General features: G+C 67.1%; 16 protein-coding genes. 14 read left to right on the top strand and 2 right to left on the bottom strand.

Annotated features, from left to right (window positions below; genetic code table 11):
- Positions 1-58 precede the first annotated feature (58 nt).
- Complete coding sequence (locus ACYP5B_RS10780) at positions 59-274, bottom strand: hypothetical protein (RefSeq protein ID WP_459569577.1); 216 nt, start codon at positions 272-274, stop codon at positions 59-61.
- Between the two features lie 115 nt (positions 275-389).
- Here ACYP5B_RS10780 and ACYP5B_RS10775 point away from each other — a divergent pair, with 115 nt between their 5' ends.
- Positions 390-2,102 (top strand): ABC-F family ATP-binding cassette domain-containing protein, encoded by a 1,713-nt coding sequence (locus ACYP5B_RS10775; protein ID WP_459569576.1) that lies wholly within the window; start codon positions 390-392, stop codon positions 2,100-2,102.
- 16 nt (positions 2,103-2,118) lie between these two features.
- Here the strand turns inward: ACYP5B_RS10775 and ACYP5B_RS10770 are convergent, their stop codons facing one another.
- Positions 2,119-3,063, bottom strand: a complete 945-nt coding sequence (locus ACYP5B_RS10770; protein WP_400092161.1) for a LysR substrate-binding domain-containing protein — start codon at positions 3,061-3,063, stop codon at positions 2,119-2,121.
- Between the two features lie 157 nt (positions 3,064-3,220).
- Between ACYP5B_RS10770 and gtdA the strand changes: the two genes are divergently transcribed.
- From gtdA to ACYP5B_RS10705, 13 genes are all read left to right on the top strand, one after another.
- Complete coding sequence (gene gtdA / locus ACYP5B_RS10765; RefSeq protein WP_400092160.1) at positions 3,221-4,267, top strand: gentisate 1,2-dioxygenase; 1,047 nt, start codon at positions 3,221-3,223, stop codon at positions 4,265-4,267.
- Between the two features lie 51 nt (positions 4,268-4,318).
- Positions 4,319-5,017 carry a fumarylacetoacetate hydrolase family protein gene (locus tag ACYP5B_RS10760; protein ID WP_400092157.1) on the top strand — a complete coding sequence of 233 codons (699 nt, stop codon included), beginning with the start codon at positions 4,319-4,321 and terminating at the stop codon, positions 5,015-5,017.
- 41 nt (positions 5,018-5,058) lie between these two features.
- Entirely contained in the window at positions 5,059-5,703 is a 645-nt protein-coding gene (maiA, locus tag ACYP5B_RS10755; protein ID WP_459569575.1) for a maleylacetoacetate isomerase, read from the top strand.
- Between the two features lie 62 nt (positions 5,704-5,765).
- On the top strand, positions 5,766-6,974 hold the full coding sequence (locus ACYP5B_RS10750) for a 3-hydroxybenzoate 6-monooxygenase (RefSeq protein WP_459569574.1): 1,209 nt from the start codon (positions 5,766-5,768) through the stop codon (positions 6,972-6,974).
- Between the two features lie 85 nt (positions 6,975-7,059).
- On the top strand, positions 7,060-8,403 hold the full coding sequence (locus ACYP5B_RS10745) for an MFS transporter (protein ID WP_400092153.1): 1,344 nt from the start codon (positions 7,060-7,062) through the stop codon (positions 8,401-8,403).
- Positions 8,404-8,756: 353 nt separating this feature from the next.
- A complete protein-coding gene (locus ACYP5B_RS10740) occupies positions 8,757-10,607 on the top strand; it encodes an OPT/YSL family transporter (protein WP_459569573.1) in 1,851 nt (616 codons plus the stop codon).
- A gap of 187 nt (positions 10,608-10,794) precedes the next feature.
- Positions 10,795-11,211, top strand: a complete 417-nt coding sequence (locus ACYP5B_RS10735) for a universal stress protein (RefSeq protein WP_459569572.1) — start codon at positions 10,795-10,797, stop codon at positions 11,209-11,211.
- Positions 11,212-11,322: 111 nt separating this feature from the next.
- Entirely contained in the window at positions 11,323-14,118 is a 2,796-nt protein-coding gene (locus ACYP5B_RS10730) for a monovalent cation/H+ antiporter subunit A (protein WP_459569571.1), read from the top strand.
- Positions 14,118-14,504 carry a Na+/H+ antiporter subunit C gene (locus ACYP5B_RS10725; protein WP_400092147.1) on the top strand — a complete coding sequence of 129 codons (387 nt, stop codon included), beginning with the start codon at positions 14,118-14,120 and terminating at the stop codon, positions 14,502-14,504. Before ACYP5B_RS10730 ends, ACYP5B_RS10725 begins: the two co-directional genes overlap by 1 nt.
- Positions 14,501-16,033, top strand: coding sequence for a monovalent cation/H+ antiporter subunit D (locus ACYP5B_RS10720; protein WP_459569570.1), 1,533 nt, complete (start codon positions 14,501-14,503; stop codon positions 16,031-16,033). Before ACYP5B_RS10725 ends, ACYP5B_RS10720 begins: the two co-directional genes overlap by 4 nt.
- 4 nt (positions 16,034-16,037) lie before the next feature.
- Positions 16,038-16,541, top strand: a complete 504-nt coding sequence (locus tag ACYP5B_RS10715) for a Na+/H+ antiporter subunit E (protein ID WP_459569569.1) — start codon at positions 16,038-16,040, stop codon at positions 16,539-16,541.
- Positions 16,526-16,801: a K+/H+ antiporter subunit F gene (locus ACYP5B_RS10710; protein ID WP_400092142.1), complete on the top strand. Its 276-nt coding sequence runs from the start codon at positions 16,526-16,528 to the stop codon at positions 16,799-16,801. The genes ACYP5B_RS10715 and ACYP5B_RS10710 overlap by 16 nt, the downstream gene beginning before the upstream one ends.
- Before the next feature lie 24 nt (positions 16,802-16,825).
- On the top strand, positions 16,826-17,233 hold the full coding sequence (locus tag ACYP5B_RS10705; RefSeq protein WP_400092200.1) for a Na+/H+ antiporter subunit G: 408 nt from the start codon (positions 16,826-16,828) through the stop codon (positions 17,231-17,233).
- The last annotated feature ends 8 nt before the right edge of the window (positions 17,234-17,241 follow it).

Here is a 17,241-nt window from a genome sequence, read left to right as displayed (position 1 = left end):
GGAAATTTAGTGATGCGTTGTCTATGAAGTAGAGACCGCCCATGACCCATCCGCAACGTCAATGCAGATCGTGCCCGTCCCAGGCCTGGAACCGCAGCGCCAAGAGCGGATTGGCGGACATCGTGCCGAGCCAGTCGGCCGGGTTGGCCCCGGCGCGGATGCCGTACGCAAGCACCGTGGCCCTGCAAAAAGTGCTGTTAACGTAGTGGGATTTACCGCCGTCGGAGCGGGCTCGCCGCACCGAACGGAACTCGGCCGGGGCCTGACCGGTCACATCACCCGTATCTACCGAGTCAACGCAAAATGATCCTGTAAGCCCACTTCAATACTGTTCGCGTCTGTCGAGCCCTCGGGTTCCAGGCGCGCTACCTGTCTTGTCTGGAGCTTGCATGGCTGACTTCATATCGATTCCGTTCGCGGTTTTGTCCGCGCCGCCGTCCGGCGGCATTTCTGGTGCCACCCCCTTGGATTCCCACTCAGGTTCGCAGCCGGCGTTCTGGCTATCCCTGCGCCACGTTACCGTGGTGCTGCCCGATGGGCGGGTGCTGCTGGACGACCTGAGCGACACCTTCCAGCCCGAGCGCATCGGCCTGGTTGGCCGCAACGGCACCGGCAAGAGCGTGCTGGCAAAGCTGCTGGCAGGCCTTGTCAAGCCGGATACCGGGCGCATTGTCAGGAATGCCACCGTGGCCTATGTGCCGCAAGACGCAAGGCCGGCGCCAGGCGCGACGCTGGCGGATGTGGCGGGGCTGACGCCGGCCTTTGATGCGATCGCCCGGGTGGAGCGAGGCGAGGCGCAGGGCGCGGACTTCGACCTGCTGGAAGGGCGGTGGGACCTGCGCGACCAGCTGCGGCAAGCTTGCGAGGCGGCCGGCCTGGGTCACCTGGCGCCGGAGCGGCTCGCCAGCAGCCTCAGCGGCGGCGAGCTCACGCGCGTGGCGCTGGTGGGGGCCTTTCTTTCCGGGGCCGATGCACTGGTACTCGATGAGCCCAGCAATCACCTTGACCTCGTCGCCCGGCAATGGCTGCGCGCTCAGTTGCGGCAATGGCGCGGCGGCCTGGTGGTGGTCAGCCACGACCGCGAGTTGCTGGAGGAAATGGATCACATAGTCGCGCTGACGCCGGATGGCCTGCGCCACTACGGCGGCAATTACACGCTGTACGCGGCGCAGCGGGACGCCGAGGCCGCAGCCGCGCAAGCCGCGCTGGATCACGCGCGGACCAGCCGCAGCTCGGCCTTGCGCGACTTGCGGCGCCAGCACGATGCCCATCAGCGCCGTGCCGCGCGCAATGACCGCGCGGGCAAGACGGCCAACCTGCCCGGCATCTACCTCAGCCGGCTCAAGGATGGCGCGCAGGCTTTTTCCGGGCGCGAGCAGCGGCGCCAGCAGGAAGCCCGCGCAACGCTGGACGACGCTGTACGGCAAGCCGCGCAGCGCATCGAGCCTGGCCCGCCGGTGGCGCTGATGCTGCCGGCAGCGGTAGTCGCCGCGGGCAAGCGCGTGGTGCACGTGGAAGACGCGATCCCGCCGTTTCCGGCGGGCGCAAAGCCGCTCAAGCTGACGCTGTCGGGGCCGGTGCGGGTTGCCGTGACCGGGCCGAATGGCTGCGGCAAAACGACGTTGCTCAAGCTGCTGGCCGGCATCGAGAACCCGGTTTCCGGGACTTGCGCGGCGGGCGTCCCCAGTGCCTGGCTCGACCAGCAGGCGGCATCGCTATTGCCGCCGGACGTGTCCGTACTGGAGCGGCTGCGCGAGTTGGACAGCCCCTTGCAGGAGGGCGTGCTGCGCAGCCATCTGTCGTTGCTCGGCCTTGGCGCGGAGCTGGTGCGACAGCCTTCCGGCGTACTGAGCGGGGGAGAGCGCCTGAAGGCGGCCCTTGCCTGCGCCTTGTGGGCCGCGCAGCCTGCCCAGATGCTCTTGCTCGATGAGCCCACCAATCACCTCGACCTCGATTCGGTGCGCGCGCTGGAGCAGGCCTTGAGCGCCTATCCTGGCGCGATCCTGGTGGCGTCGCACGACCGGCGCTTCCTCGACGCGCTGGGCCTGACCCACTTGGTGGCGTGGCAAGGCGGAGACTGGCAACTGGAGGCTTGCAGGTAAGGCACGCGGGCTGGCGTCATCCGTCCGTGTCGCCGGGGATTTCATCGACCGAGCGCACCGCCGCGCGCCGCAGGGCATCCAGCGCGGCGCTGACCGCGATACGGCCAAAGCCGTCGTCGCGCCAGTACATGGATACCGAGCCAAAGCCCGCCAGCCGCAGCGGCAGGATGCGCAGGGCGCCAAGATGCTCCAGGCGCCGCGCGGTCCGGTGCGAGGCCACGCCGATCATATTGCTGTGGTTGAGCAAGGTCAGGTTGAGGATGACCGAGTTCGACTCCACGCAATCGGCCGGCATGCTCTCGCCTGCCGCGTTCAGCGCCGACTCCAGCGTATTGCGGATGGGCGTGCCGCGCGGCCAGACGATCCACCGGTATGCCTGCAGGTCGCTCCAGCCAGGCCCGGCCAGCTCAAAGAGCGGATGCCGCGGGCGCGTGACGAAATGGATCGGCTCCATGTAGAGCGCCTCGGCGCGCATCTGCCCGTCCTGCAGTTCCGGGGCGGAGCGGCCCACCACGATGTCGACCTCGCCCCGGGCCAGTTGCGCCATCAGCAGGTTCATCGTGCTTTCCACCAGCCGGACATGGGCTTTCGGCAGGCGCTGCAGCAGCGAGGTGACGGCGAGCGGCACGGTATCGGCGGCCGACGCGCCGGAGGTGCCGATCACCACCAGCCCGCTGCCGCCTTCGCGCATGGCCTGCATGTCGTCGCGGGCGGTGTCCAGGTGCGCCTCGATGCGCCTGGCGTGGGCAATCATCGATTCGCCATAGGGCGTTGGCCGCAGGCCGCGCGCGTGGCGCTCGAACAGCGGCAGCCCGATGTCGTCTTCGAGTTCCTTGAGCCACTTCGACAAGGCGGGCTGCGTGGTGCTGAGCGCCGTGGCCGTCTGGCTCATGTTTCCGGTCTGCGCCAGGCTAAGCAGCATCTGCAAGTTGCGCAGCCGGAGCCGCTGGGTCCAATCCATCAGGGTATTCCCTTTGAGCTATATCCATATCTATATGGATAAGAGGAATTCATCATTTTACAAGGTATATCTCCGGGCGTATAAATCTTCCATCGCACCTCGCAGCCCACAGCGGCTGCTCAGCGCCCCGACCGGGCGATGAATCGGAGACAAAACCATGCCAGACGCAAAGAAGAGCGCAGACCGTTCCGCTTATTACGGCCGCATCGGCCGCAACCAGATGGCGCCCCTGTGGGAATCGCTGCACGCGCTGGTCCCGCGCGAGCCCCGCCCGCAAGCGCAGCCGGCGATCTGGAAGTACGCCGAGATCCGTCCGCTGGTGATGCAGGCGGGCGAGGTCATCAGCGCCGAAGAAGCCGTGCGCCGCGTGCTGGTGCTGGAGAATCCCGGCCTGCCCGGGAAGTCCAGCATCACCTCCACGCTCTATGCCGGCCTGCAGTTGATCCTGCCGGGCGAGATCGCTCCCAGCCATCGCCATACCCAGTCCGCGCTGCGCTTTATCGTGGAAGGCAGTGGCGCCTGGACCGCCGTCAACGGCGAGCGCACCACCATGCATCCGGGCGATTTCATCATCACGCCATCGTGGACCTGGCATGACCACGGCAACCCGTGCGTGGCGGATGGCGGCGAGCCGGTGGTCTGGCTCGACGGGCTGGACATCCCGCTGCTGCAGCACCTGGATGCGGGCTTCGCGGAGAACTACCCGGAAGCCTCGCAGCCGGTGCTGCGTCCTGAAGGCGATAGCTTTGCCCGCTTCGGCCACAACATGCTGCCGGTGCGCCACCGCGTGACCGATCCCACCTCGCCGATCTTCAGCTACCCCTATGCCCGCAGCCGCGAGGCGCTCGACCAGCTCTACCGCAATGGCGAACTCGATGCGTGGGATGGCGTGAAGCTGCGCTATGTGAACCCGGCTACCGGCGGCTGGCCGATGCCGACCATGGCCACGTTCATGCAATACCTCCCGGCCGGTTTTCAGGGCAAAACGTATCGCAGCACCGACGCCACCGTCTATTCCGTGGTGGAAGGGCGCGGCACCGTGCGCATCGGCGAGGCGCAGTTCCAGTTCGAGCCGCGCGACACCTTCGTGGTGCCGTCCTGGCAGCCGGTGCAACTGGCTTCGGTCGAGGACACGGTGCTGTTCAGCTATTCCGATCGCCCGGTGCTGTCCGCGCTCAACCTGCTGCGCGAGGAGCGCACCTGATCCGGCGCAGTCCTTTTTTGTCTTTTCCCATTTCCTTGCTTGAGGTCTTCCATGTCTTTTGTCATTACCCCTCCCGCTACCGTGGCCGTGCCGGTCGTTGGCACCAGCGACCAGTTTCCCGTGCGCCGCGTCTACTGCGTGGGCCGCAACTACGCCGCGCATGCCCGCGAGATGGGCTTCGATCCGGACCGCGAGCCGCCGTTCTTCTTCTGCAAGCCGGCCGATGCCGTGATCCCGGTCGCCTACGGCGAGACCCTGACGCTGCCGTACCCGGCCCAGACCAGCAACTACCACTATGAATCCGAGCTGGTCGTCGCCATCGGCAAGGGCGGCGCGGATATTCCCCTGGAACAGGCGCTGGAACACGTCTGGGGCTATGCGGTGGGCCTGGACATGACCCGCCGCGACCTGCAGATGAAGATGCGCGAGATGGGCCGCCCGTGGGAAATCGGCAAGGCCTTCGACGCCTCGGCGCCGATCGGCCCGATCCATCCGGCCGCCGACGTGGGCCATTTCGAGCAGGCCGCGATCTGGCTGACCGTCAACGGCGCCGACAAGCAGCGCAGCGACGTGACGCACCTGATCTGGTCGGTGGCAGAGACCGTGGCGGACCTGTCCAGGTACTTCCGCCTGGAGGCGGGAGACCTGATCTACACCGGCACGCCCGAAGGCGTTGGCGCCGTCAAGTCCGGTGACCTGATGGTCGCCGGCGTGGAGCGGCTGGGCGAGCTGTCGGTGCGCGTGGCCTGACGACGTCGAGATTTCGGGATTTCGAAAAAGAGGGCTTCACCGTGCAGATCTATAGCTTCTTCAACAGCTCCACCTCATACCGGGTGCGCATCGCGCTGGCGCTCAAGGGCCTGCCGCACGACTACCGGCCGGTCAATATCCGCGCGGGCGAGCATCGCGCCCCGGACTATGTGGCGGGCATCAATCCCTCGGCGGTGGTGCCGGCGCTGGTGGATGGCGATTTTCACCTGGGCCAGTCGATGGCGATCATCGACTACCTCGACGCCCGCCATCCGGAACCGCGGTTGATCCCGCAAGCGGCGGAGCTGCGCGCGCGCGTGCTGGAGCTGGCCAATGTGATTGCCTGCGACATCCATCCGGTCAACAACATGCGCATCCTGCGCTACCTGCAGGACACGCTGGGCGTGACGCCGGAGCAAAAGGACGCCTGGTACCGGCATTGGGTGGACGACGGGCTGGGCGCGGTAGAGCGGCTGCTCGCGCAGCACGGGCGCGGCCCGTGGTGCTTCGGCGACCAGCCCACGCTGGCCGACTGCTGCCTGGTGCCGCAGATCGCCAATGCGCAGCGCATGGGCTGCGACACCGAGCGCTTCGAGCGCGCCATGGCAGTGTACCGCCATGCCAGCGAGCACCCGGCCTTCCAGCAGGCAGAACCTCAGCGGCAGCCGGACTACACGGCGCGCTAACCAACGCAACGGGGGCGCACCGGGCCGGATTGGCCGCCGGGCTCGCACCCAAGGAGACGAACATGAACAACACGCGCAGCACGGACCGCAAGGTGATCGTGGTCGGCGGCGGCATCGGCGGCCTGGCCGCCGCACTGGCGCTCGCCCGGCAGGGCATCCGCGTTGAATTGCTGGAGCAGGCGGAGAAGATCGGCGAAATCGGCGCCGGCATCCAGCTTGGCGCCAACGCCTTTGCCGCGCTGGATGCGCTGGGCGTGGGCGAAGCCGCGCGCAAGCGCTCTGTTTTCACCGACTACCTGGTGATGATGGATGCGATCGACGCTACCGAAGTCGCCAAGGTGGATGTCGGCGAGCGCTATCGCCAGCGCTTCGGCAATCCCTACGCGGTGATCCATCGCGCCGACATCCACCTGTCCATCCTGGAAGCCGTGCAGGACCACCCGCTGATCCAGTTCCGCACCGCCACCACGGTGTGCGCGCTGGAGCAGGATGAGCGCGGCGTCACCGTGATCGACCAGCGCGGCGAACGCCACCAGGGCGATGCCGTGATCGGCTGCGATGGCGTGAAATCCGCCGTGCGCCAGGCCTTGCTCGGCGACGAACCGCGCGTAACAGGCCACGTGGTGTACCGCGCCGTGGTGGATGTGGCCGACATGCCGGCCGACCTGCAGATCAACGCGCCGGTGGTGTGGGCCGGCCCCAACTGCCATCTGGTGCACTACCCGCTGCGCGGCGGCGAGCAGTACAACCTGGTGGTGACCTTCCATAGCCGCGAGAAAGAGGTCTGGGGCGTGCGCGATGGCAGCAAGGAAGAAGTGCTGTCGTACTTCGAGGGCATCCACGCCCGCCCGCACCAGATGCTGGACCGGCCGACCTCGTGGCGGCGCTGGGCCACCGCGGACCGCGACCCGGTGGAGCAATGGAGCTTTGGCCGCGCCACCATCCTGGGCGATGCCGCCCACCCGATGACGCAGTACCTCGCGCAGGGCGCCTGCCAGGCGCTGGAGGACGCCGTGACGCTGGGCGCGGCCGTGGCCGAGACCGACGGCGATTTCGTGGCGGCCTTTGCCCTGTACGAGAAGGCGCGCATCCCGCGCACCGCGCGCGTCCTGTACTCCGCCCGCGAGATGGGCCGGCTGTATCACGCCAAGGGCGTGGAGCGGCTGGTGCGCAATTCGCTGTGGGTGGGTCGCACGCAGGACCAGTTCTACGACGCGCTGCAATGGCTGCACGGCTGGCGCGCGCAAGACTGCCTGGGAGGGGCGCGATAGGGGCAGTGCTGGCCAGAGAACGGCCACAAAAAAGGGCGAGCCGATCGCAAATCGGCCGCTTCGAAACACAATGCAGGAGACAGCTGTGCCCACTCAACCATCCATCGGCATCACCGAGTTCATCGATCGCCAGCCGCTATCGGCCTTCCAGGTCGCGATCGTCGCGCTCTGCTTCTTGATTGTCGCCATCGACGGATTCGATACCGCCGCGATCGGCTTTATCGCACCCGCGATCCGCGCCGAATGGCAGCTCACGCCGGCGCACCTGGCGCCGCTGTTTGGCGCCGGGCTGACTGGCCTGATGGCCGGCGCATTCCTGTTCGGCCCGCTGGCCGACCGCTTCGGCCGCAAGAGCGTGCTGCTCTTCTGCGTGCTGTTCTTTGGCATCGCGAGCCTGGTCTCTGCGTTCTCCGGCTCGCTGTGGGGGCTGGTGGCGCTGCGCTTCCTGACCGGGCTGGGGCTGGGCGGCGCCATGCCCAATACCATCACGCTGACCTCGGAATACTGCCCGGCCAAGCGCCGCTCCTTCCTGGTCACGACCATGTTCTGCGGCTTCACGATTGGCTCGGCACTCGGCGGCCTGGCCTCGGCGAACCTGATCGAGGAGCACGGCTGGCGCTCCGTGCTGCTGTTGGGTGGCGTGCTGCCATTGCTGCTGCTGCCGTTCCTGGTGTGGAAACTGCCCGAGTCGGTCCGCTACCTGGTGCTCAGCGGCAAGCACCCGGAAAAGGTGGCGGCCATCCTGGAGCGGATCGCGCCGCGCGAGCGTGTCGCACCTGGCAGCATCGTGGTGGCGGACAAGCGCGCGCCCGGCTCGCCGGTTGCGCACCTGTTCAAGCCCGAGCTGGTGCGAGGCACTTTGCTGCTGTGGCTCACCTTCTTCATGAGCCTGCTGGTGATCTACCTGCTGTCCAGCTGGCTGCCCACGTTGCTGCGGGCGACCGGGATCTCCCTCAAGACGGCGGCGCTGGTGACCATGATGTTCCAGGTCGGCGGCACCATCGGCGCCATCGTGCTGGGCTGGCTGATGGACCGGGCCAACCCGCACTATGTGCTGGCCGCAAGCTACGCGCTGGCAGGTGTGTTCATCACGGCCATCGGCAGCCTGACCACGGCGCCCTGGCTGGCGGGTGTGGCGGTATTCGCCGCAGGTTTCTGCATCTCAGGCTCGCAAGTGGGCGCCAATGCCTTGTCGGCGGCTTACTACCCCACCGATTGCCGCGCCACCGGCGTGAGCTGGGCCAATGGCGTGGGGCGGATGGGCTCGGTGGTTGGCTCGGTCGGGGGCGGCACCATGTTGTCGATGGGCCTTACCATGCCGGCGCTGTTCCTGATGGTAGGGATTCCGGCGGTGATTGCTGGCGCCACCATGCTCCGGTTCGGGCGCCATCGCGCGGGCCAGGCGCGGCGCATGGCGGTGGTGGCCTGAGAGTTCCGGCAGTTGGATACGCGATTCTGGATATGCGATTCATCCTTGAGTATTTAAATGATAATCGTTATCATTTGAGATCTCGGGTTAGTGACACGATCTGAGTCAGCAAATGGGTTGCCGGACACGTCTCGTGTCCGGTTTTTTTTGCTAGTCCTCGTCCGCCTTACCCCCTCTGCGCCTTATCTCCTTCGCGCCTTAGCGTGCCCTTGCGCACGCATGCCATGCTCGCAGCCCGCTGCTTGCGGTAGCATCTGCGCAGCGCCAGCAGCGTTGTCTTCGCCGCGTGGGCCTTTTTTCGTTTTCCTTCGATCCAGCCGCCACTGATGCGGCCAGCGCGCATGGGGAAGCCAATGACGGCAGTCGGCAGGCCACCGCAAGACGCTACCTCGGCGGCACCCGCCGACAGGCTCGATGCCGCAACGGGCACGAGCCGGCGCTGGGCATGGCTGCCTGAGCAGGGCGGGTGGAAATACTATGCGCTGCTCGGTGCCATCGGCGTCTTCATCCTTGGCCCGCTGGGCGGGATCGCCGCGGCGTACATGAACTTCTCGCTCGGCTTCTTCGTGGGCGGGCAGGTGCTGGCGGGCATCCTGGGCTCCACGGTGACCTATGGCTATGGCGCGGACGGCCGCCATGGCGCGAACTATATCCAGACCATTGCCGCGTCGGTGGCCGGCATGAGCGGCATGGCCGTGGTGATCCAGGCGATGACCTGGATGGGCCTGCCCGAGCCGCCGATATGGCAGTTGATGCTGTACATGCTTTGCGTGGGCATGTTCGGCGTGGGCGTAGGCATGCTGTACACGCCGATCCTGGTCGATCGGCTGCAACTCACGTTTCCCTCCGGGCTGGCGGTGGCCAATATCCTGCGCGCCCTGACGGATCCGGTGCTGCTCAGGCAATCGGTGTCGCGCCTGGCCGGCGGTACGGTGCTGGGCATCGTCAGCGGCATCGGCGCGGCCCGTGTGGAGCGGCTTGCCGCCATCGATCTGTCCGCGTCCACCTTTGGCGCGGGCATGATCGTCGGGGCCCGCATCGGCGTGGCGGCGCTTGTTGCCGGGCTGGCGGGCTGGGCGCTGATTCCCTTCTTTGTCTCCATCGGCTGGCTGGCGCCGGGCGACCCGTTTCGCAAGATCACGTTCCTGATTGCGCTCGGCATGATCATGGGCGCCGCGCTGATCGATATCTCGCTGATCCTGCTCAAGGTGTACCGGCATGGGCGGCAGTTGCCAGGAAGGATGCGACCGGGGCCCTCGGCGGTGGCTAGCGGCGGCAGCCTGTGGCGGGTGGTGGCATGGGTGCTGTTCTGGGGGCTGGCTGTGGTGGCGGTGGGTGTGGGCCTGCTGCATCAGCCCGCGGGCTACATGGTACTGGCGGTGCTGCTGGTGTTCGTGTTCGCCATGGTCAACGGCATCTCGGTGGGGATGGTCGACCAGAACCCGATTTCTTCCGCCTTCGTGCTGTCCGTGATCCTGATGGCCGCGCTGGGTTTGCGCGACCCGAATGTCGGGCTGATCGCGGCGACGGTGCTGCTGGTGTCGACCAGCGAGGCGTGCGACATGCAGCAAGACCGCTCCACCGGCTGGCGGCTCGGCACGAACCGCACTGCGCAGTTCCGCTTCCAGGTGGCGGGCATCGTTGCCGGCGCGGTGCTGGCGGTGTTGTTCGCCAGGCTGTTCATGCGAGCGTATCCGGAGCTGGCGCTCGACCAGACCGTGCTCTCGGCCAGCGAGCAGCCCCATCACTGGGCTTCGGCCATGACCTACAAGATCGTCGGCGCATTGCGCGGCCTGACCGCCGACCTGCCGCACCAGCGCACGGCGGTAGCGCTGGGCATCGGCCTTGGGCTGGCCACCGCGGCGCTGCGCCTGCTGGTCAAGTCTTGGCCGCGCTACCAGCGCTTTGTGCAGGCGGGAAGGGTCGGCGGCATTGCCGATTTCCTGCTGGATACGGTCGTGCTGCCATCGCCCTATGCCTCGTCCTTTGGCGGGTTCGTCAACCTGCCCACCTCGGCGTGGTTTGCGCTGGGCGGCGTCGTGGCCAGCGTGCTCAATAGCTTGCGCCGGCAGGAGAACGCGCCGGATGCCTTGCCCGAGGACATGAGCACGACATCGCTGGTGGGTGGCGGGCTGATCGCGGGGGATGCGCTGGCGGCGGTCGGGCTCGGCCTTGCGGGGCTGTTGTTTACGGCCCTGGGCTAGCGGGCAAGGTCCGCCCCCGGTGTCAGCTCACAGCCTGCAGCATCGGCACCTTCCACTGGCGGAACTGCTTTCCATTCTTGAGAGACGGATCTGAATTCTTTATCCGGGATGGCGGGCCAAGCCGGAGGCGCGTGGTTGTGGCGCAAAATATGCTACGGCGGCCGCGGCGAAACCAGGCCGCCCGGGCGTGCCTGGCGCGCCGCCGTTGGTGGTGCGCGTGGCCCGTGTCTGCCGGTCGCTGGGCGCGGCGGGCCGGCAGGTGAGGCCGGGCGCGGAACTTGCGTTGGAAAACACCGCGGCGGCGGCTAGTGCGTTCGATGCGGCAAGCACGGTGCTTGCGCCGGTCGCCCATGAAATCCATCGCCATTGGCTCATCGGCGACCCGGCACGTGAGATCATGCGCTTGGCAACGGAGCGTGACGCCGACGCCATCGTGGTCGGGGCCAAGCGCCGCGGCGCGCTGGCCAACGCCATGCTCGGCTCCGTCGCCACGGCCTTGCTTGCAAAATCGGAGGTGCCGGTGCTTGTCGTCAACCGGCCGGAGACAGAGACAGAGATGGAGACGGAAGGCCACGCTGGCCACGACCGCCACGCATCCCCATGAACGCCACGGAGCTTCCCAGGACGCCGACACATTGAACGCCCTCGAAAACCCCTTGAACCTCATTGACGCCCCCGTCGCCGGCAGCACGTGGCGCGCCTGCGGAGCCCGCCGATGGTGATGGCCTGGTTGATCGCGCTTCCCTTGCTGGCGGCGATGCTGTTGTTGCCGGTGCGGCGTCACGCGCGCTTCCTGGCCGCGCCCATCGTGGTGGGCACGCCGCTGATCGGCCTTGGCTTGCTGCTCAGCGTGCGCGGCGAGGTGTTCGACGGCCGCACCATCGCCTGGCGCCAGCCCTGGCTCGAGGACATCGGGCTAAGCCTTAGCCTGCGGCTTGACGGCCTGGCCTACGTGTTTGCGCTGCTGGTGCTGGGCATCGGCTTGCTGGTCATCCTCTATGCGCGCTATTACCTGCCGCGCAGCGAATCCACCGTACGTTTCTTTTCCCTGCTGCTGCTGTTCATGGCGGCGATGCTGGGCGTGGTGCTGTCGAGCAACCTGCTGCTGCTGGCGGTGTTCTGGGAGATGACCAGCATTGTGTCGTTCCTGCTGATCGGCTTTTGGTCCTATCGCTCGGACGCGCGCAAGGGCGCGCGCATGGCGCTGACAGTGACCGGTGGGGGCGGGCTGGCCTTGCTGGCCGGCGTGCTGTTGCTCGGGCATATCTGCGGCAGCATGGAACTCTCCGTGGTGCTGGCCCAGGCCGGCATCGTGCAGCGCCACCCGCTGTATCCGGTGATGCTGAGCCTGATTCTGCTGGCGGCGTTTACCAAGTCCGCGCAGTTTCCCTTCAGTTTCTGGCTGCCGCATGCGATGGCGGCGCCCACGCCGGTGTCCGCCTATCTGCATTCCGCCACGATGGTCAAGGCCGGCGTCTTCCTGCTGGCGCGGCTGTATCCCGTGCTGGACGGCACCAACTGGTGGTTCTACATGGTGAGCCTCACCGGCCTTGCCACTCTGGTGGCTGGCGCGGGCATGGCCTTGCTGCAGCGCGACCTCAAAGGCCTGCTGGCGTATTCCACCATCAGCCATCTTGGCCTGATCACGCTGCTGTTCGGCCTGGACACGCAGATGAGCACGGTGGCCGCGCTGTTCCACATCATCAACCATGCGGTGTTCAAGGCGTCGCTTTTCATGGCGGCGGGCATCATCGATCATGAAACCGGCACGCGCGACCTGCAACGGCTGCGGGGCCTGCGCCGCTATATGCCGCACACCGCGTTGCTGGCCATCGTGGCGTCGCTCTCGATGGCGGGCGTGCCGCTGTTCAACGGCTTCCTGAGCAAGGAGATGTTCTTTGGCGAGACGCTCGCGCAGGGCCTGCTGGGCGATTTCAACTGGATCATCCCGGCGGCGGCGACCTTCGCCGGGGCGCTGACGGTGGCGTACTCGCTGCGCTTTATCTACGGCGTGTTCTTCGGTGGCAAGCCGGACGACCTGCCGAACTATCCGCCGCATGAGCCGCCGCGCTCCATGAAGATCCCGGTGGAGGTGCTGGTTGCCATCTGCCTCGTGGTGGGGCTGTTCCCGGCGTATACGGTGGGGCCGCTGCTGGCGACTGCCGCCTTGGTTACGCTGGGCGGGCCGCTACCGGAGTACAGCCTCAGCCTGTGGCATGGCTTCAATCTGCCCCTGCTGATGAGCCTGGTCTCGATGGGCTGCGGCGGCGTGCTGTTCTTCTTGCGGCGCAACGCCTTTCATCGGACGCACGCGCGCTTTGCCCACCTGAACGCGCGCGATGCGTTCGAGGCCGGCATCGACAGCCTGGCGCGCATGGCCGGGCGCATCACCGGCGCATTCGAGAATGGTTCGCTGCAAGGCTACCTGGCGTGGATGCTGGCCGCCATGCTGCTGATTCCGGCCGCCTTCCTGTCCGACCTGGACACGCTGGCCGGCCCGGTGCCGGCGAGCCCGCTCGACCTCATGACCGTGGCGGGCATGGGTTTGCTGGGCCTGTCGGCGATCGGCGTGGTGATCGCCCACCGGCAACGGCTCAACGCGCTGGTCCTGCTGAGCGTGAGCGGCTTGCTGGTGGCGCTGCTGTTCACGCGATTCTCGGCGCCAGACCTGGCGCTGACGCAGGTCTCGGTCGAGGTCGTCACGATCCTCCTGCTGGTGCTGGCCTTGTACTTCCTGCCCTTTCACCGGCCGGATTCGTCCGCGGTGGCCCGGCATGTCCGCGATGGTTGCCTGGCGCTGGGCGGCGGTACGTTGCTGGCCATCCTGGCCTACGCCGTGATGACGCGGCCCTATGACTCCATCTCTTCGTTCTTCCTGGCCAACAGCGTGGATGGCGGCGGTGGCCACAATGTGGTGAACGTGATCCTGGTGGACTTCCGGGGCTTCGATACGATGGGCGAGATCTGCGTGCTGCTGATCGCCGGCCTTGCGGTGCAGGCCTTGCTCAAGGGCATGCGCCTGACGGCGCCGCCAGCGGGGCCCAACGGGCTGCCGTGGTCGAGCCAGAGCCATCCCTTGCTGCTCGCCATCCTGGCCCGCCTGATGCTGCCGCTGACCATGCTGGTCGCGGTCTTCGTGCTGCTGCGCGGGCACAACCTGCCGGGCGGCGGCTTTATCGCCTCGCTGATCACGGCGGTGGCCTTGCTGCTGCAGTACGTGGCCAGCGGCGTGCTGTGGACCGAGGCGCGCATCGCGCTGAACTATCGCGCGCTGGCCGGTGGCGGCATCCTGGTGGCGGGGCTGACGGGCCTGGGCAGCTGGGCGTTCGGCTTCCCGTTCCTGACCACGGCCTTCGGCCATTTCCACATACCGGTGCTGGGAGAAATCGAACTGGCGAGCGCCATGATTTTTGACCTTGGCGTTTATTTCACGGTGGTGGGCACGACCTTGCTGATCGTGTCGCACCTCGGCGTGCGCGACAAGCGCGTCAATGTGAAGGAGGGGGGCTGATGGAAGCCGTCTACGCCGGCACGGTCGGCATCCTGATGGCCTGCGGCATCTACCTGCTGCTGCGTGCGCGCACGTTTTCCGTGGTGGTGGGGCTGGCGCTGATCTCGTACGCCGTGAGCCTGTTCCTGCTGGGGATGGGCCGGCTTTCCACCGGCCGCCCGCCGGTCATCGCCATGGGGGCGCAGTATGCGGATCCGCTGCCGCAGGGCCTCGTGCTGACAGCCATCGTCATCGGCTTTGCCATGACAGCTTTCGCGGTCGTGCTGGCCCTTCGCTCGCTCGGCATCACGGGCAGCGATCATGTGGACGGCAAGGAAGCGGGCTCGGCGCAGGGCGCGCCGCCGGCAGCCGGCACCCCCAGCACCGACAGGGCGACCGGCCGATGACCCACTGCCTCCATTTGTCGATCCTCCTGCCCATCCTGCTGCCGATGTTTGCCGGCGGCCTGCTGGTGGCCGCGCCGGCGCGCTGGTCCCGGGCCCAGCGCGTGCTCAGCACGGTGGTCACGCTGCTGCTGTTGCCGGTCGCGGCGTGCATGGTCAGCGCGGCAGCCACGGGCGCCATCACGGTCGATCACATCGGGAACTGGCCAGCGCCGTTTGGCATCGTGCTCCAGCTCGACCGGCTGGGCGCCATGATGCTGTTGCTGACCGCGGTGCTGGGCGTGGCCGCCGTGGTGGCGGCGGGCCGGGGCGACGCGCGCCTCGGGCGGCATTTCCATGCGCTGTTCCAGTTCCAGCTGATGGGGCTCAACGGCGCCTTCCTGGCCGGCGACCTGTTCAACCTCTTCGTCTTCTTCGAGATCCTGCTGATCGCCTCCTATGCCTTGCTCTTGCATGGCGGCGGGCGCGCGCGCATCGGCGCCGGGCTGCATTACGTCGTGCTGAACCTGGCCGGATCCGCTTTCTTCCTGATCGCGATCGGTGTGCTGTACGGGCTGAGCGGCACGCTCAACATGGCGCATATGGGCGTGCGCCTGGCCGGGCTGGCCCCGTCCGATGTGCCGCTGGCCACGGCGGCGGGCGTCATGCTGATGCTGGTGTTTGCGCTCAAGGCCGCGCTGTTTCCCATGGTCTTCTGGCTGCCCAAGGCCTATGCCAGCGCCACGGGATCTGCCGCGGCGCTGTTCGCCATCATGACCAAGGTGGGCATCTACGCCATCCTGCGCTGCGCCGCGCTGGTCTTCGATGCGCCGGATGGCATGCTGGGCGCGTTCCTGCATGACTGGGTGTGGTGGCTGGCCCTTGCCACCATGGCGTTCGGCGCCCTTGGCGCGCTGGCCGCCCCGAACCTGAAATCGCTGACCTGCTACCTCGTGCTGGCATCGGTAGGGCTGCTGGCGGCCAGCGTGTCGATGCAGACCACGCAAAGCTGGGCCGGCGCGCTGTATTACCTGCTCAGCACCACGCTGTGCACGGCGGCGCTGTTCCTGCTGGCGGACGCGCTGGAGCCGGCGCCGCTTCCCTCCTCGGCGCGCGAGCCGGTGGCGGTGGTCCGTGGCTCGCGGCTGGCCGGCTTGCTGTTCCTGGTCGCGGCGGTGGCGGCGATCGGCCTGCCGCCGTTATCCGGCTTCATCGGCAAGGTCATGGTCATGCGCAGTGCCTCGCTGCCGGCGGCGGGCGTGTTGTGGCCTTGCATCCTGTTGTCCAGCCTGGCGCTGCTGATCGCGGTCAGCCGCACGGGCACGCGCCTGTTGTGGCGCCTGCCTCAGGATCACGATCCCGAGCGCCATGGCGCCTACCAGCGCATTGCGCCCGACGGCTGGAAGCTGGGCTGCTGCGCGTTCCTGTTGGCCTGCAGCGTGGCGCTGGTGGTGTGCGCCCGTCCGCTGAGCCAGTATCTTGCTGACACCACCGCCCAGTTGTTCGACCGTGGCGCATACCTGCGCGCGGTGCTGCCACCCGGGGGAGGCTGACGCCATGTGGAAACGCTGGTTCCCGCATCCGTGGTTCAGCCTGGCACTGCTGGCGATCTGGCTGCTGCTGACCAATAGCGCGTCGCCAGGCAACTGGGCGCTGGGTGCCTTCCTCGGCTGGGCCATCTCGCTGCGGATTGGGTCAAGGCTCTGGCTGCGGCCGGTGCGGCTGTCCCGTCCCGACCTGATGCTGCGCTTGTTCGTGCACGTGCTCATCGACATCGTGGTGGCCAATGTGCAGGTGGCCATTCTGGTGCTGGGGCCGGTATCCCGGCTGCGCCCGACCTTTATCCAGGTGCCGATCGATGTCGAGCACGAGCTGGCGCTGTCCGCGCTGATCAGCATCGTGTCGCTCAGCCCGGGCACCTTGTGCGCCGAGCTCAGCGACGACCGCCGCCGCCTGCTGGTGCATGTGCTGGATCTTGACGATGAAACCAAGCTGATCGCGCTGATCAAGACGCGCTACGAGACGCCGTTAAGGGAGATATTTGAATGCTTGCCATCGTAATACCGATCTCGCTGGGGATCCTGGGGGTTGCCTGCCTGCTGACCTTTATCCGGCTGGTGCGCGGCCCGGGCCTGCCCGACCGCATCGTGGCGCTCGATACGCTCAATATCAATGCGATCGCGCTGATCGTGGTGTTCGGCATCTGGCTGCGCTCGGCGCTGTTCTTCGAGATTGCGCTGCTGATCGCGGTGATGGGCTTTATCGGCACCGTCGCGCTGACCAAGTACCTGCAGCGCGGCGACATTATCGAACTCAAGTAACCGGCACCGGGAGACCCAATGGATTTGATGAGCCCCGTCGCGGAACTCGCCACCTGTGCGCTGCTGCTGATCGGCAGCGTCTTTACCCTGGTCGGCGCCATCGGGCTGTTCCGGCTGCCTGACTTCTTCATGCGCCTGCACGGCCCGACCAAGTCGACCACGCTTGGCGTTGGCGGCGTGGTGGTGGCGTCGGTAGTGTTCTTCAGCAACCAGGGCGACGGCCTGAGCCTGCATGAGTTGCTGATTACCGCATTCCTGTTTCTCACCGCGCCGATCAGCGCCCATATGCTGGCCAAGGCAGCCATGCAGCAGCGGCTGCCCGTCGATCCGCGCACGCGCGGGCGTTTGTGGGATGCGCAAGACAGGCAGCGCAGCGCAGCGCCGGCGCAAGGCACGGCACCGGCATCGCCCCGGAACGCTCAGGAAAACTGAGCGCTCAG

The sequence above is a fragment of the Cupriavidus sp. 8B genome (genome assembly GCF_054589115.1).
Note: the sequence above shows the minus strand (reverse complement) of the source record. Positions and strands in the feature narration are given on the sequence as shown.